Source organism: Acetobacter aceti NBRC 14818 (genome assembly GCF_000193495.2).
Lineage (GTDB): Bacteria > Pseudomonadota > Alphaproteobacteria > Acetobacterales > Acetobacteraceae > Acetobacter > Acetobacter aceti.
Map to the genome: position 1 here is coordinate 958,781 of NZ_AP023410.1, position 17,297 is coordinate 976,077.

The 17,297-nt window shown below is 57.9% G+C and carries 8 protein-coding genes and 1 pseudogene; 4 read left to right on the forward strand and 5 right to left on the reverse strand.

The annotated features are described in order from the left end of the window. Positions 1-160: 160 nt before the first annotated feature. Together EMQ_RS04365 and EMQ_RS04370 are read left to right on the forward strand one after the other, a co-directional pair. Positions 161-2,447 (forward strand): annotated as a pseudogene (locus tag EMQ_RS04365) (TonB-dependent receptor). A 52-nt stretch (positions 2,448-2,499) separates the two neighbouring features. Then, positions 2,500-3,420 carry an isopenicillin N synthase family dioxygenase gene (locus EMQ_RS04370; RefSeq protein ID WP_010666089.1) on the forward strand — a complete coding sequence of 307 codons (921 nt, stop codon included), beginning with the start codon at positions 2,500-2,502 and terminating at the stop codon, positions 3,418-3,420. Between the two features lie 102 nt (positions 3,421-3,522). Here EMQ_RS04370 and mfd read toward each other — a convergent pair whose 3' ends face one another. Then, positions 3,523-7,008: a transcription-repair coupling factor gene (mfd, locus tag EMQ_RS04375; protein ID WP_010666090.1), complete on the reverse strand. Its 3,486-nt coding sequence runs from the start codon at positions 7,006-7,008 to the stop codon at positions 3,523-3,525. Positions 7,009-7,043: 35 nt separating this feature from the next. Beyond that, positions 7,044-7,364 (reverse strand): FAD assembly factor SdhE, encoded by a 321-nt coding sequence (locus EMQ_RS04380; protein ID WP_010666091.1) that lies wholly within the window; start codon positions 7,362-7,364, stop codon positions 7,044-7,046. Positions 7,365-7,480: 116 nt separating this feature from the next. Here EMQ_RS04380 and recG point away from each other — a divergent pair, with 116 nt between their 5' ends. Both recG and EMQ_RS04390 read left to right on the forward strand, forming a co-directional pair. After that, on the forward strand, positions 7,481-9,607 hold the full coding sequence (gene recG / locus EMQ_RS04385) for an ATP-dependent DNA helicase RecG (protein ID WP_010666092.1): 2,127 nt from the start codon (positions 7,481-7,483) through the stop codon (positions 9,605-9,607). Positions 9,608-9,754: 147 nt separating this feature from the next. After that, the gene (locus EMQ_RS04390) at positions 9,755-11,419 is read left to right on the forward strand and encodes a GGDEF domain-containing phosphodiesterase (RefSeq protein ID WP_010666093.1); all 1,665 of its coding nucleotides are present in this window, start codon (positions 9,755-9,757) and stop codon (positions 11,417-11,419) included. Between the two features lie 50 nt (positions 11,420-11,469). Here EMQ_RS04390 and EMQ_RS04395 read toward each other — a convergent pair whose 3' ends face one another. The 3 genes from EMQ_RS04395 to EMQ_RS04405 form a co-directional block, all read right to left on the reverse strand. Beyond that, positions 11,470-11,637, reverse strand: a complete 168-nt coding sequence (locus EMQ_RS04395) for a hypothetical protein (RefSeq protein ID WP_010666094.1) — start codon at positions 11,635-11,637, stop codon at positions 11,470-11,472. 181 nt (positions 11,638-11,818) lie between these two features. Next, on the reverse strand, positions 11,819-14,032 hold the full coding sequence (gene uvrB / locus EMQ_RS04400; RefSeq protein WP_026200209.1) for an excinuclease ABC subunit UvrB: 2,214 nt from the start codon (positions 14,030-14,032) through the stop codon (positions 11,819-11,821). 106 nt (positions 14,033-14,138) lie between these two features. Further along, positions 14,139-16,937, reverse strand: a complete 2,799-nt coding sequence (locus tag EMQ_RS04405) for an Rne/Rng family ribonuclease (protein WP_018308399.1) — start codon at positions 16,935-16,937, stop codon at positions 14,139-14,141. Positions 16,938-17,297 lie beyond the last annotated feature (360 nt).

Genomic DNA, 17,297 nt, shown 5'->3' on the forward strand with positions numbered 1-17,297 from the left:
GAAATGCTTTATATCCCCATAGACCAAAACGATATCGAAATGACACATTCCGATATCGAATCGGAAAGCGACCGAAAAATCTTGAGAGATTCAGGAAGGCCACATGCAGAATTGTATACGGAAGCGCAATAGGTGTATTGTTTATACATCTTTTACCGCCATGGTTCGAACCAAAGAACGTCTGTATACGATAACCTGTCTGGCTAGCGTTTTCTCTGCATTTGCCTTCCTGCCTGAAGCACAGGCCGCATCACCGGCAAAACACTATAAATCAGCGAAAAATGCTGCGACGTCAGGCCCCTCCATCTCTTCTCATGCAGTCCACACACCAGCAAAAGCCTACGCCAAAGGTACAGAAGAGATAAAAGTTACCAGATCACGGCAGTCCTTGAACGGCGGTGGTGGCATGATGCGGGTCGAGACAGCGCCTCATACTGTGCAGACCGTCACAAAACAGTTCATCAGCATGCGTTCACCGATCCAGCACGGCACTGGATCTCGTCAAGAATGTTCCCAGCCTGAGTGTCTCGACACCTGACACCAGCGGCATGCAGGGCGGTATGATTCAGGTACGTGGTCTGACAGATCTCGATATGGCCCTGATGATCGACGGCGCTCCTGCAGCCGCAGCCAAATACATGAGTGAGAATCTTGATTCCGAAAATCTGGAGATGATCACCGTCACCCCGGGAAGTTCTGCAACAGCGCTTCCAGCGATGTCTGCTGCAGGCGGCGTCCTTGAAGAGCACACTCATACTGCTGCCCGCAAGTTCGGGGGTATGGTGGACTTCTCTTACGGCACCAACAATCTCTCCCGGGAGTTCATACGACTGGAATCCGGCGAGATCGGCAATAGTGGTGTACGCAGCTATTTGTCATTCTCGAACAGTCATAGCCGCAGCTGGATGGGTTCCGGCATCAATCAGCGACACCACATTGACTTCGGGCTCCAGAAAGACTGGGATAACGGTTCAAACGCCAAGCTGTTCCTCTCATGGAACAATGCCGATTTCACGATCGACAACTACCCCACGACACAGGAATTTCTTCGGTACAAGAAGACGGGCGAAGGCTGGGGACGATCAGCCCAGTCCTCCAGCGACAACTACTGGAAGAACAGCCTCGATCACTGGAACCAGATTTTTCTGACTGCACCTGTGCATATTGTTCTTCCAGCGAAGTTCTCGTTCGATCTTCAACCCTATTTCAGCTTTGGTCAGGGCTGGGATGCAGCTCCCGGCGGATATGATAGTGCAGGACAAAATCTGACCAGCTTCTTTCTCCAGAACTCAACCAAGCAAGTTGGCGCTGTGTCAAAGTTGAATTACGAGATTGATCATCATAACCATATTACCGGCGGTTACTGGTATGAGAACGACTATACCGATCAGTCCTATCCGACTGGCCTGACCAACACGAACGGCACACCGCCCTCCCCCTGGGCTCTTTACAAGACAACATCTCCCTATGGACAGAATGCCGGATACGAAATTCACGGACTATTTCTGGAAGAAACTGCGAAATACCTTCAGGATCGCCTCACTATTCATGGCGGGTTCAAATTCGTGATGGTCAATTCATGGACGTCTGACCCCTATAACCGTTACAGCAAAAACACGACCGAGCCGCTTCCTCAGCTTTCAATCGGTTACAAGATCAACGAGCACAACCAGATCTACATCAATGCCGAAGGTGACTATCGTCAGCCGAGCGCCGTTGACATGGGCTGGATGCCCACCAGTCCTAATTTTCTCAAAAATCAGTATTCCATCAAGGAAGAACTGGGATATCGCTATAATGACAAATACATCATCGCCGATGTCGCGTTCTTCAATTACAATGTGACAAACCGCATCGTGAACCAGTATATCGGCATGAACAGCTTCCTGCCGTTCTCGATCGGCAATCAGACCATGCGTGGTTTCGATGTCTCGATTTCCGGACGTCCCATCCATGGTTTCAGCCCGTTTGCTTCTGTCGAATATCTGCATGCCACGCAGGACAGCGACGTAATGGATCCCTATACCAACACCATGATCCACTCGAAGGGTTCGCAGGCCGTTCTGGCACCGCATGTGGTGGCGAATTTCGGTCTGACCTATACCTACAAAGGATTTTTCGCGAACGGAACAGTGCATTACACCGGCCCTCAGTCTGTCAGCGTTGCTGGCGATCAGCATATTCCGGGATATGTCACCGACACGCTTTCTCTGGGATATCACTTTCAACCCTTCATGTTCGCAAAGTCTCCGACTTTCCGTCTGAACTTTACAAACCTGACCGGCTCTGTCGTCCGGACCGGCGCGATGGGTGTGGTCTACAGAGGCAGCGACGCCAACACACACCCGGTCTGGAGCGGCAACTCCGCACCAAGCACTGGATATGGAAACTCTTTCATGGTTGAACCTCGCTTCAGCATGACAGGTACGATTTCCACGTCATTCTGAGATCGGATGATGGCGGCACAGGCCGCCATTGCCGCCGTAAGAGAGCCTGACCGTGTCACATGAAATTCCTGTCATAGATATCTCTCCCCTGCGTGTGGGAGCAGAAAAGGGATGCGCAGAAACCGCGCGTGCTCTCGGAAGAGCCAGCCGGGAAACAGGTTTTTTCTATATTTCAGGGCACGGCATGTCTCCGTCCACACTCCAGACCGTTTTTGATGCGTCTCATGCGTTTTTCGGACAACCGACTGAGGAAAAAAACAGACTTGCAATGAGTCGACTTGGCCGCAATCGCGGTTATGTCGGACTTGGTGTCGAACGTCTGGATACGCGGTCGAAACCGGATCACAAGGAAGCCTTCAATATCAGTCTGGATGAAACTGATGCGGATTCCGTCTGGCCTGATATACCGGGATGGCGCGATATCATGCGCTCGTATTTCTCAACCTGTCTTGATCTTGGGGCCGCCCTTCACCGGGGTTTTGCTCGTGATCTGGGCGTTGAAGAAGATTTTTTCGTAAAAAGTTTTCGAAATCCGCAAGCCACGCTGCGCCTACTTCATTATCCGGCTCCCTCCACCTCCTGGGATGAGGATGTGCCGGGAGCAGGCGCTCATACTGACTACGGCAATGTCACCATTCTCGCAGTAGACAGCGTGTCCGGACTGCAGGTCCGTCCCAGAGGACAGGACTGGATAGATGCCCCGCTCATTCCGGGCACCTTTATCTGCAATATCGGCGACTGCCTTATGCGCTGGAGTAACGATGTTTATGTCTCCACGCCGCATCGGGTTCTTCGCCCTGCACGGGAGCGCTATTCGGTCGCCTTTTTCCTGGATCCGGATGATGACGCAATCGTAGATCCCATACTCAGCGGGCCGGAAGATCATCCGCATTATCCGCCGGTTACCGGAAGAGACTATCTGGAAGAACGTCTGAACGCGACTTATGGCCGCGCAGAGCGAAAAAACGTATAAACGCAAAGTTCACGGAGCAAGTCTGCCTATGAACCACATGGCGTTTTGCAACGACGCCATCTGACAAAGGCCTGACCATCCAAAAAGAGAGGGATAGTCTTTCTACCCCTCAACCTTTGCCGCCAGCTTAGCCAGAACAGCCGTCACTTTCTGCGCCAGCCCCACCCGCTGCGCATTGAGCAATTCGCGCACGATGGACAGTTTCTGGTCCGGACGGACACGGATCTGCCCATCCGTCCACTTGCCCATCCAGCGGATAAGTCCATCCGGATTGGCGAAGTGATTGCCCCGGAACTGGATCACCATGCCTTTCGGACCCGCCTCCACACGCTCAATACCGGCGGCACGGCAGGACCGTTTGATCGCCACCACATTGAGCAGGTTTTTCAGCTCAGGCGGCACTTCACCAAAGCGATCCACCAGTTCGGCTTCCATCGCCTCATCCTCGGCAGCCGACGCCAGCGAGGCGATCCTGCGATACAAGCCGAGCCTGACAGGAAGATCCGTGACATAGGTGTCGGGGATGAGAACCGGCAGGCCGAGGACAATGTTCGGCGTCCAGTCGCGGTCTTCCCGCTTGGCCTTGCCCTTTTCAGCCCGCAGATCCGCCACAGCGTCCTGCAACATCTGCTGATAAAGCTCGATACCCACTTCACGGATATGACCGGACTGCTCATCACCCAGCAGATTACCCGCGCCACGCAGATCAAGGTCATGCGAGGCCAGCGTGAAGCCCGCACCCAACGTGTCGAGCGTCTGCATGATCTCAAGCCGCTTCTGGGCGGCAGCGGAAAGAAGATGCGTCTGTGGCCATGTCAGATAAGCATAACCACGCTGCTTGCCGCGCCCGACACGCCCACGGAGCTGATAAAGCTGCCCCAGCCCGAACATGTCAGCGCGATGGATGATGAGCGTGTTGACGGACGGCATATCCAGTCCGCTTTCTACGATGTTAGTGGAAAGCAGAATGTCGTATTTACCATCAGCAAATTCCGTCATCACCCGCTCAAGGTCGGTGGGCGACAACTGACCATGCGCCTGAACAACTTTCGCATCCGGCACAATGTCGGCCAGACGTTCCGCCAGACGGTTCAGATCTTCGATACGCGGCGCAACACAGAAAATCTGCCCGCCACGAAAGCGCTCGCGCTGGATCGCCTCGCGGATCACCACGCTGTCGAACGGCATGATGAACGTGCGCACAGCCAGACGATCGGTCGGCGGCGTGGCGATCAGGCTCATCTCGCGCACACCGGACAGGGAAAGCTGGAGCGTGCGCGGAAGCGGTGTGGCGGAGAGCGTCAGCACATGCACATCCTCGCGCAGGGCTTTCAGCTTCTCCTTGTGGCTCACGCCGAAATGCTGCTCCTCGTCGATAATCAGCAAGCCCAGATCAGCGAATTTCACGGTCTTGGCCAGCAGCGCATGCGTGCCGACCACGATGTTCACCGTGCCGTCAGCAATGCCCTTGCGCACTTCGGTCGCCTGCTTGGCCGTGACCATGCGCGAAAGCTGCGCGACGTGAATCGGGAAGCCTTCAAAGCGCGTCTCAAACGTACGGAAATGCTGACGGGCCAGCAGCGTGGTTGGCACCACTACCGCCACCTGTGTGCCGGACATTGCCGCTACGAACGCCGCACGGAGCGCCACCTCGGTCTTGCCGAAGCCGACATCGCCGCAGACGAGGCGATCCATCGGACGCCCGGACGCCATGTCCTCAATCACATCAGCGATGGCGCGGGCCTGATCGTCCGTTTCCACAAACGGGAAGCGGGCGCAGAACTCCTCCCACAACCCTTCTGGCGGAGCCAGTGAAGGCGCTTCCCGGAGCGCACGCGCCGCCGCCGTGCGAATAAGAGAGCCCGCCATATCGCGGATGCGCTCCTTCATCTTGGACTTGCGGGCCTGCCACGCCACACCACCCAACTTGTCGAGCGCAACACCTGCCTGATCCGAGCCGAAGCGGCTCAGCAGTTCGATGTTCTCCACCGGCAGATAGAGCTTCTGGCCGCCATCATAGAGCAGGCGCAAACAGTCATGCGGCGCAACGCCAACGCTGACCGTCTCCAGCCCGTCATAACGCCCGATGCCGTAATCCTGATGGACAACCAGATCGCCCTCGGTGATCTCGCCCGCTTCGGAAATCAGTTCATCAGCGCGACGACGCTTGCGCGGCGGACGGCCAATCCGTTCGCCCAGCAGATCCTGTTCGGAAACGATGGCGATATCATCGCCAACAAAACCACGATCGATGCCGAAGATCAGCAACCCGACCGGACCGGCCTTCATCTTGCTGGCAGCATCCCAGCTGTCGAACGTCTCAACCGCCACTCGATGTTCCATGAGCAGCGTCTTGATCCGCTCACGGGAACCTTTGGTCCATGCGGCAACAAAACAACGACGCTTCGTCTGCGCCCATTGCTGCGCGTAATCGGCGATCAGATCGAAGACCTTCTCGCGCTCACCCTGCGGAGCCATCTTGGCGAACATGATGCCGGGACGACCGCCCGCATCGATCCCCTCCGCGCCATCCGGCTTGGCGAAGGGACTGAATTTCGTGACCGGGAAACGCGACAGCGCGGCGTCCCAGCCCTTGCGGTCGAGATACAGCAGATGTGGCGGCAGGGCGCGATAGGGCGTTTCCCCTTCACGCGGCGGCGTCTTTCGCGCCTCGTAATGGTCCTGCACCATCTCCATGCGCGCCGCCAGAGATTCATCCACCTGATGATCGAGCGAAATGGCCGGATTTTTCAGGTAGTCGAACAGCGTTTCCATGTCCGCATGGAACAGCGGCAACCAGTGTTCGATGCCGGTATAGCGCCGCCCGTCGCTGACATGCTCGTACAGCGAATCCGTCGCGGCAGCCTGCCCGAACTGATCGCGCCATGCGGAACGGAAACGCGAGATGCTGTCAGGGTCGAGCGAAAACTCGGACACAGGACGGAGAGTCAGCCTCTCGGCCTTGCCTGTGGAACGCTGGGTACCGGGGTCGAAGTAGCGGATGTTCTCGACCTCGTCACCGAACAGATCGAGACGGACCGGCTCGGGCTGTCCCGCCGGAAACAGGTCGAAAATTCCGCCGCGGGAAGCGAATTCACCCGGCTCCATTACCGTATCGGTGCGGGTGTAACCGTTGGCGATCAGCAGTTCGATCAGAAAGGACTGATCGAGACTTTCACCTTGCGCCACTTCAAGCGACTGACCTTCAAACGCTGAACGTGGCGGCACACGCTGCATCAGGGCGGCAGGCGTGGTGAGAACGATCCGACCGCCTTTCGCCTTTGTCGGTTCAAGCAGGCGCGTCATGGTGGCGACACGCTCGGCGATCAGAACCGGATTGGGAGAAACGCGGTCATACGGGAGGCAGTCCCACGCCGGAAAACGCAGGACCTCCGTCTTCTCTCCCATGTAGTCCAATGCCTCGCCAAGCCGATTGAGCGCGGCATCGTCCTTGGCGACGTGGAGAACCGGCCCGTTATGTTCACGGGCACGCTTGACCAGCAGGAGCGCATCAAAACCATCCGGCGCACCCCAGACGGTGGTCGCGGCTGTGGTGGCTGTCCGGGTGTTGCGTGCGTCCGCGTCCATCGGGGAGAGGTCCATCAGTCAGAGAGAGAGAAAGTTCAGTCTTCGCCGCGTTGCGCCCGGCAGTCCTTGATCATGGCCACCAGCATGGGAGTCTCGCGCTCTTTCGGCAGAGGCAGACGCCCGAACAGCCAGTCCGACAGATCGGGGTCAGGCATTTCCAGCACGGCTTCCATATCGGTGAGGTCGGCTGCATCCATTTTATCGACGTTTCGATCGACAAAACCACCGATCAGAATGTCGGTCTCAAAGGTGCCGCGATGACGCGCCCGGAAGACGAGACGCCGCCGCCGTGTCTCAAGATCGGGTTCAGAGCCCTGCGCTGATTCCGGGGCAGATACGGTTTCGTTTTGTTCCATGGCTGTGGTGTCCTATAGCCTCATGACTGATGCCTGTCAGCCCGACAAGAAAGGCCGTTGCGCCGTCCGTGTCCAGACCAGTTCGCCCGCAGTCCCCCTCACGGGCGGGTGAGGTCATGCCTGCCCCGCAAGAAACGGAGGCAGTGCAGCCACCTGCCTGCGTCGCGCCGCTTCTGGAACCTCTGACCGCCCTCCCCGGCATTGGTGAGGCGACGGTCAAGCTGCTGTCGCGGGTTTCTGGCGGTAGCCGGATCATTGATCTGCTGTTCCTGATGCCCGAAAATGTCATCGACCGGCGCTGTCGCTCAACGATCGCAGCCCTTGATCCGGGTCAGATCGTGACTCTGACCGGAACGGTGACGCGGATATCCGAACCGGCGCACAGACGGCAGCCCTGGACGGTCACGCTCGCCGACAACACTGGCACGCTCGATATCGCGTTCTTCTCGAAATGGATGGCCAAACGCGCCGTCCTGAACGCCGCCATGCAGGTGTCCGGCCGCATCGAACTGTTCAATGGCCGCAAGGTCATGAACACGCCCGACTATTTCGTCTCAGCCGACGACCATATTCCTCCGCTCGATCCCGTCTGGCCGCTGACGGCAGGTCTGTTCGGCGGTCAGGTGCGGGCCGCGATGCGCCGCGCCTTTGCCCGCGTGCCGAGCGATTTGCCCGAATGGCAAAATCCGGCTGTCGTGAAAAAGCGCAACTGGCCCGATTTCAGGACAGCGCTGCTCTGGACCCACTTCCCCGGCGACGTGCCGGAGTTTCAGGAAGGCGAGACATGGCGGGAGAGCCGGCGCAAGGCACGCGAGCGGCTGGCGGCGGATGAACTGCTGGCCGACCAAATCGCCACCCTTCTGGCGCGGGAGGCCAACCGGTCGCGTCCCGGACGGTCCCTGAAAGGCGACGGCCATCTGCGTCGGGAAGCCCTCGCGCGGTTTGGGCACACCCTCACTTCCGCCCAGTCGAAGGCGCTCAGGGAAATCGACATCGACCTTGCTGCTCCTCGGCGCATGGTGCGTCTGCTTCAGGGCGATGTTGGTGCGGGCAAGACGCTGGTGGCGCTTCTGGCGATGCTCCGGGCCGCTGAGGCCGGGGCGCAGGCGGCGATCATGGCCCCCACGGAAATCCTCGCCCGCCAGCATTTCGCGACATTCGAGCGGCTTTCTCCGGTTCCGGTCGTGTTTCTCTCTGGTTCAGTGCGCGGCAAAGCCCGACGTGAGGCGCTTGCCGCCATTGCGGATGGGTCCGCCTCTCTGATTGTGGGCACACACGCCTTAGTTCAGGACGCCGTGCATTATCATGATCTGGCTCTGGCCGTGGTGGACGAACAGCACCGTTTCGGCGTCGGACAGCGTCTGACGCTCGGCGCCAAGGGCGACGCCGTGGACATGCTGGTCATGACCGCCACGCCCATTCCCCGCACGCTCCTGCTGGCGCAGTGGGGCGAGATGGAAGTCAGCCGTCTGGACAGCAAGCCCGCCGGTCGAAAGCCCATCCGGACGTCCGTGCATGGACCAGACTCTTTCGAGGGCGTGCTTGCCGGTCTGGAACGGGCGCTGAAGTCGGGCGCACGGATTTTCTGGGTCTGTCCGCTGGTCAGCGAGAGTGAGGCGCTGGACATCGCGGCGGCGGAAGCCCGGCATGTCTCTTTGGCCGAACGGTTCGGGGAACGGTTTGGGGTTGGTCTGGCGCACGGACAACAGGATATTGCCGTGCGCGAAGCAGCGCTGACCGACTTTGCCGAAGGACGTACGAAGCTGCTTGTCGCCACGACGGTCATCGAAGTAGGCGTTGATGTGCCAAGCGCCACCGTCATGGTGATCGAACACGCGGAACGCTTCGGGCTCGCGCAACTGCACCAGCTACGCGGACGGGTGGGACGTGGCGCTGCCGAGTCGTTCTGCCTGCTCCTGCATGGAAGCGAGATGGGACAGGTCGCCCGTCAGCGCCTGAGTCTTCTACGGGAAACGGAAGACGGTTTCCTCATCGCCGATGAGGATTTCCGTGTTCGGGGTGGTGGTGACGTGACCGGGAAACGTCAATCGGGGCTACCGGGCTTCAGGCTGGCCGATCCGGAGAATTGTGACATTGATATTGGCTCGTTGCTTGTTCTTGCCCGCCAGACGGCTGAAACCCTATCAGGACAGATGAAACGGCAACGTGATGTGCCCGAGAATATTCTCTGCCTTCTATCCTTGTTTAAAAAAAGTAATTTTGCTTCCATTTTACAGGCATAACACCAACAAGAGAGTCATCTAACTTTTGATTATTGTGTCATTAATTTTAGATTTACGGGCCTCTGCTACCACAGAGACCAATCGATACAGAGGCACGCGGGGAGCCGTTCTTTCTCGTCAGCCTTCTTCGCAAAGGCCATGGCTACGATGAGTGATAACAAGGCAGACAAAAACGGCCCGGATGTGTCTGGCAGCGCACTATGCCATCTCTTGCCGCAACTTCTGCCTTGCGAAGCTGCCGTTATACTCGAAACGGGTTCGGTACCGACAATCCTGTGTTTTAGCACGGATCATGAAAAAGCCTTTACGGCCTCGTCGCTGATTGACGCATTGAAGCTATCCACAGCACGACTGTCCGCTGAAGGCGGGGTAGAAGCCGGCCTGTTCCCTGAGCCTGTCCATGGCTTCCGTTCCTGGGCCAGCAAACCTATTGGGTCGAAAGACGGCCACAAGGTGCTGGTGCTGTGCCTGAACAGCAGCACGGAGCCTTTTCCGTCCCCGGCACTCACCAGACTGGCGACGCTGACGGCCAACGTCAGCTCTCCTGAAATCCGGAAAAAAATCAGCCATACTGGACGGATATCTGATCTGACACGGTATCTCGACACACGAATATCGCCGGCTGAAATTTCTTCCTCCACGCCTCTGGCGCTTCTCCGGCTTGACCTCGGCAAGATCAGCCCCATCAATGACCGGGATGGCTGGCCTGCTTCCGATGCCCTCATCGAAAGGGCTTATTCGCTGATCCGCGAATTTATCCCCGCCCGCTGCTTTACTGTGCATCTGGGGGGCGGAAGCTTCGCCATCGTGATTCCTGTCGAAAAGGACGTATCGGAGGCGGAAACACTTGCTGACGATCTGCTCAGACGCATGCAGCATGAAGTCATCGCTCCCAAGGACGGATTTCCTTTCGAACCGTATATCGGCTGGGCCTGTTATCCGTTCGATGCGCCGGATACACACACGCTGGTCAGTTTCGCGAACGCCGCTCTGGCCCGTATCAGGGGGCTGCGTGCAGGCCCCCTGATCAACCGGGTTGCTCCGGAGATTGCGCACGCCCATGCGGATGAAGTCGGCATGGAAAGTGACCTCCGGCAGGCGCTGATCGATAATGCCTTCACTCTGAACTGGCTTCCTGTTCTTGAGACCGGAACAGAGCACGTTGTCACATTTGAGGCGCTCGTACGCTGGAAACGGCCCGATCACGGCGATGTCGATCCCCCACAGTTCCTGCGCTGCGCCGAACAGGCTGGCCTGATCGAGGATATCGATTCCTGGGTGCTGCACACCGCCTGTCATCAGGCCCAGAACTGGAAAGAGCCACTCGGACTGAGTGTGAACGTGTCTCCCTCATGGCTGGCGACAGAACGGGTCGCCACAACAATCGGATCGGCCCTGAAAACAAGCGGACTGGATCCTCTCCGTCTCCAGATTGAGTTCTCGGAGAAAAGCGATTTCGGATCTCCCGATATTGTCCGAAAGGAACTTGCGAGAATCAGGGGAATGGGCGTCCGGCTTATTCTGGATGATTTCGGAACCGGTTTCGGCGCACTGGAACGTCTGACCAACTACCCCTTCGATCAGGTCAAGCTGGACCGCTCATTTGTACGTCGCGTCGGGGTCGACAGCCGGGTCGAAACGGTTCTTCGCTGCACACTCTATATGATTCACGCCCTGAACATGACCTGCTGCGCAGAAGGCGTTGAAACCGAAGAACAGCTTGGTTTTCTGGAAGCGCATGGATGTGAAGAAATTCAGGGCTATCTGATCGGACAGCCTACGTTGCGGCAACCAGACAGCAGGACCGACTGACGCGTTTCTTTTCGCAACAGTTTGTCCCAGCCCTTCTGGTTCCGTTTTTATCAGATCAGCTCGATCAGCATGATCAGAAACGGCACAGCGCCTAGCACAACCCAGGCACCCATTGCGCAGGTTGCACAGAAACGTGCTGTTTTACGCCGAAGACGTACGATTCCGGAAAGTGGTGAGACTGAAACGTCCCGCTTTTCCTGCTTCATTGTATCGTTCATGAGGAATTTTCCCCTTGTATCTGTCCATTCGATAAACCCGGCAAGGACAGAGGCGCTTTTCTCAGGCTACAGGAGACCTCATTTAAGGCAAAATCAGGGCAAATTTTCCCGTTTCCGTAAGGAATTTTTTCAAATACTGACGAGATGTTGCCTTTGGTGACCGATAACGAAACCAACACTTTTATTTCGCTTTGCTGCGTCCCCTCGCCCGCCCGCGCTTCTTCTCGGGATCGTAGCCGCCTCCACCCGGACCCAGCGGCACAGGTGCGCTATTTTTCCGACTCCCCCCCGCCTTCTGACGAGGCGCTGTCGGTGGCGGCGGCTCGATGCCCAGTTGCAGGGCTTCAAGCCGTTTGACTTCATCACGAAGACGAGCCGCTGTCTCGAACTCGAGATCAGCCGCCGCCGCACGCATCTTCTTCTCCAGTTCGGCAATCGTCTGATCGAGATTCTTGCCGACAAACTCGTCGGCTTCCGCACCCTGCGTCGGCGTGACTGTCACATAATCCTGTTCGAACACGGAGCCGACAATGTTGCCGATCTGCTTGCGCACGCCCTGTGGCGTGATGCCATGCTCGGTATTCCAGAGAGACTGCTTTTCACGACGACGCGCCGTCTCCTCAATGGCGTAACGCAGGCTGTCGGTCATGCGATCCGCATACAGCAGCACCCGTCCGTCAATGTTACGGGCAGCACGGCCAATGGTCTGAATCAGGGACGTCTTCGATCTCAGAAAACCTTCCTTGTCAGCATCAAGGATCGCAACAAGCGAACATTCCGGAATATCCAGACCTTCTCGCAGAAGGTTGATGCCAATCAGCACATCAAACGCGCCAAGCCGCAAATCGCGGATGATCTCGATCCGTTCGAGCGTATCAATGTCCGAGTGCAGATACCGAACCTTGATCCCCGCCTCATCCAGATATTCCGTGAGATCCTCGGCCATGCGCTTGGTCAGAACAGTGACAAGCACACGCCCTCCCTTGCCGATCGTTTCCCGACACTCAGCCAGCAGATCATCCACCTGCCGTTCGACCGGACGCACCTCCGTCACAGGATCGATCAGACCCGTGGGACGAATGACCTGTTCACTGAAAACACCCTCTGTCCTCTCCATCTCCCAAGGACCGGGCGTTGCACTGACAAAAAGCGTCTGAGGGCGATAAGCCTCCCATTCCTCGAACTTCAGCGGACGATTATCGAGGCAGGACGGCAGGCGGAACCCGAACTCGGCAAGCACGGACTTGCGCGCATGGTCTCCCCGCTCCATGCCGCCAATCTGAGGCACCGTGACGTGGCTTTCGTCTACAATCAGCAGGGCGTCTTCCGGCAGATATTCGAACAATGTCGGCGGCGGATCCCCTGCGGCACGACCTGACAGATAGCGTGAGTAGTTCTCAATACCCTTGCAGACGCCGGTTGTTTCCAGCATTTCCAGATCAAAGGTCGTGCGCTGCTGCAGACGCTCTGCCTCCAGCAGCTTACCTTCCTCGATGAACTTCGCGAGTTGCTGCTTCAGCTCCTGCTTGATGCCTACAATCGCCTGATTGAGCGTCGGACGCGGCGTAACATAGTGGCTGTTGGCGTAAAGACTGACTTCCTGAAGATCGGCCGTCTTTTCACCCGTCAGCGGGTCAAACTCGATGATCTGGTCGATCTCGTCGCCAAACAGGGACACCCGCCAGGCACGGTCCTCGTTCTGGGACGGGAAGATATCAATACTCTCTCCCCGCACACGGAACGCACCACGCACAAAGGCTGCATCGTTCCGTCGATACTGAAGCTCCACCAGCCCCTTGATCAGCTTGTCACGGTCGATTTCACCACCGACCTCCAGCCGCACGACCATGCGGGAATAGGTTTCAACCGATCCGATACCGTAGATGCAGGAAACCGACGCGACGATGATGACGTCATTCCGCTCTAGCAACGCCTGTGTGGCCGCATGCCGCATCCGGTCAATCTGTTCGTTGATCTGGCTGTCTTTTTCTATGTACGTGTCAGAACGCGGCACATACGCTTCCGGCTGGTAATAGTCGTAGTAACTGACAAAATACTCGACCGCGTTGTTGGGAAAGAATTGCTTCATTTCACCATAGAGCTGGGCCGCCAGCGTCTTGTTGGGTGCGAGAATGAGCGTGGGTTTCTGCGTGGCCTCAATGACCTTGGCCATGGTGAAGGTCTTGCCGGAACCGGTCACGCCAAGCAGCACCTGATCCCGCAGATTTTCCTGCACACCAGTGGACAGTTCACGGATTGCCGTCGGCTGGTCGCCGGCGGGTTCATACTCTGACACCACTTCCATGCGGAAGCGCTTCTCCTTGGGAGGCTGGCGCTCAGGCTGGAACAGAAGGGCGGGATTTCCCTCAAGGGAGGATCGGGAACGAGTGGCCATTTCGTGAACATGGGCGTTCATCGCTCAACCCGCAAGAGACAGAAACGGGGACTGAAGCATCTGCCTCGTCCCCGTTTCCATTAGCTACAGCTCAGAAGAGAACGGCTTAACGACGCCACCAGCCTGTGCGCGGCCTTGCCACAGGTGTGTCCTCATCAATGATCTTCGGCTCGACCACGACCGGCTTCCGATCATTTTTCGAAGCCTCTTCCTTTGGTGCTTCGGAGAGTGCTTCTGCCACAGAAGCTTCGGCAACCGGAGCTGCCTCCGCACTTCTCCGTGTCCGACGACGACCACGAGGAGCAGGCTTTTCATCTGCCAGCACGTCTGTTTCCGTCTCGGATTCAGAAGCAGGCGGCTCCGCAGCTTCAACCGGCTCTTCCCGCGTCGCTTCCACCGCGTTTCTGGAAGCACCAGAGCCCCGACGTCCTCGGCTGCGACGACGTGCCGGGCGGGCTTCCCGCACAGGCTCTTCCCCTTCAGTGGCCTCGGTTTCAGCCGCCTTCACGGCATGATCAGCCTCGCCATCTTCTACCTCAACAGCAGGAACCGGCTCGTGCTGTCGGACAGCAGCAGGCTTGGGTGCCGGCGCAGGCTTTGGTTCAGACGAAGCTTCAAAATCGACCTGATCCATGATGTCGAAGATATCGAAGCTACCGCCAAACGGATCAGCCGGTGTCGGCCCACGCCAGCCAGAAGCAGCAGCCGGTGTTTTGGCAGGCTGGCTTCTCTCGTTTGTCTGACGCGGCTCAGTGGGCGTCCGTGCCTGCGCCTGAGGAGCAGACGGCGTCTTGCGGGAGTAACGGGTGCGGTTACGACCCGGAACCAGATTTTCATTCGGTTCCGTCGCAGGTGCAGGCACGCTGTCTGCATAGGGGTCTTCTTCGGCAACAGGCTGCTCGCCTGTGCTTTCAGCCGTCACGCCTTCTGCGTTACGCGTTTCCGCCGTACCCTCTTCTCTCGGCCCACGACGACGACGGCGACGACGACGACGACGACCGGTGCCATCACCTTCACCACGCTCATCCTCCTGTGCCACCGCAGGATCACGGGCTTCATTTGCTACAGCGGGTGGCTCATCGCTGATGGCGATGACCTTTGTGCGCGTCTCTGTCGACGCAGCCCCATCCTTCCGGGCCGAGGAGTGACGGTCCGACGAAGAGCTTTCATCCTCGACAGGAGCAGCAATCGCAGGCACATCGAAGCGGGCCGTCTGCGCACGACGACGTTCGATCCGGATCTGCGGCGCAGGCAGAGACTGATCCGCGGAGAAGATCACGTGCATCTTGTGACGTGTCTCGATGGCTGTCAGCCAGTCGCGCTTGTTGTTGAGAATGTAGAGTGCAATCTCACCAGCGACATACACGACGATTTCCGCCGCACGACGCTGACCACCCTCATCCTCAACCGCACGGAGCACATGCAGGGCCGAGCTCTCGATACCGCGCACAATACCGGTGCCCTGACAGTGCGGGCAGGGCACAAAAGCAGATTCCGCGACGGAAGGACGCAGACGCTGGCGCGACATTTCCAGCAGCCCGAAGTGAGAGATTCCTCCCACCTGAATGCGGGCGCGGTCATGACGCAAGGCATCCTTCAGACGCCGCTCGACCTGAGCATTGTGACGCCGGGATTCCATGTCGATGAAGTCGATGACAATCAGACCAGCAAGATCACGCAGGCGGAGTTGACGCGCCACTTCATCAGCCGCTTCAAGGTTGGTCTTGACCGCTGTTTCCTCGATATTGCGCTCACGTGTCGCACGTCCCGAGTTCACGTCGATCGCCACCAGCGCTTCCGTCTGGTTGATGACCAGATAACCACCCGAACGGAGCTGAACTGTCGGCGACAGCATCCCGTCAAGCTGGCCTTCAACCTGATAGTGGCTGAAGAGAGGCTGGTTTTCCTTACGCCACAGCTTCACCCTCTGAGCGCTCTGCGGCATCAGCATCCGCATGAAATCGCGCGCAGCACGCCAGCCCTGCTCGCCATCGACAAGAATTTCATCGATATCGCGGGTGTAGACGTCACGGATTGCCCGTTTGACGAGGCTGGCTTCCTCGTAAATCAGAGCTGGTGCGACCGAATTGAGCGTGTGTTCGCGGATCTCGTCCCACAGATGCAGCAGATACTCGCAATCGCGCATCACTTCCGGACGGGGCCGCTGCCCTCCGGCTGTGCGCACGATCATGGCCATGCCACGCGGCAGCTGGAGATCCGCGATGATATCCTTAAGTCGCTTGCGATCAGCAACCGAGGTAATCTTGCGCGACACGCCACCACCGCGCAGGGCGTTGGGCATCAGCACGCAATAGCGTCCGGCCAGCGAGATGTAGGTGGTCAGGGCTGCGCCCTTGTTGCCGCGCTCTTCCTTGACGACCTGCACCAGCAGAACCTGACGACGACGGATGACTTCCTGAATCTTGTAGCTACGCAGGAAGCGGGCCATGCGCTTCTGCACCATGGCTTCTTCGCCGGTGTCAGTCTCGCCGCCGACATAATCTGGCGTCTGCTCGGAGGAAGTCTCCTCGCTGTTTTCTTCAGATCCGGTGGTTTCTTCAGCCTGCTCCGTCTCATCCGTCGCGGAGGCTTCGTCCGTCAGATCCTCTTCAGCAGGTTCTTCTTCCTGAAGGGCCAGCAGCTTTTCACGGTCAGCAACCGGAATCTGATAGTAGTCTGGGTGAATTTCGCTGAAAGCAAGGAAACCGTGACGGTTTCCGCCATATTCTACGAAGGCCGCCTGAAGGCTGGGCTCAACGCGGATGACCTTGGCAAGATAGATATTGCCTTTGAGCTGCTTGCGATTGGCAGCCTCAACGTCGTAATCCTCAAGACGGTTCCCGTCCATCACAACGACGCGGGTTTCTTCCGCGTGCGTCGCGTCTATCAGCATACGCTTGTTCATAAAAAAGGAAACTCCGGTGGCCCGGCGCTCGTCCAGACGGGCGCAGCCAACCAGATTGGAACAAACCAACATGGAAATGGGCGCCGCGCGGGAGCGCTGCGGGCAAATCGACTATAGGATCGGGGATAACGGGCGTGAGCGACACTCGGGAGACAGTGATGCCGGCATGACAGTCCATCACTGACAGCGGAAATGGGGCATCAAGAGGATACTTACGCTCCCTGCCCTTCCCTTGTTCCGCCAGTGTGTCCAGACCTGCTCTCATCCGCCCTTGTCGATCAGTATAAATTAGGCCTGACCCAAAACGCAGCCGCTCTCTGCATGATGAAGAAACGGCTTGCCTTGGTCCGGGCAGCGTGG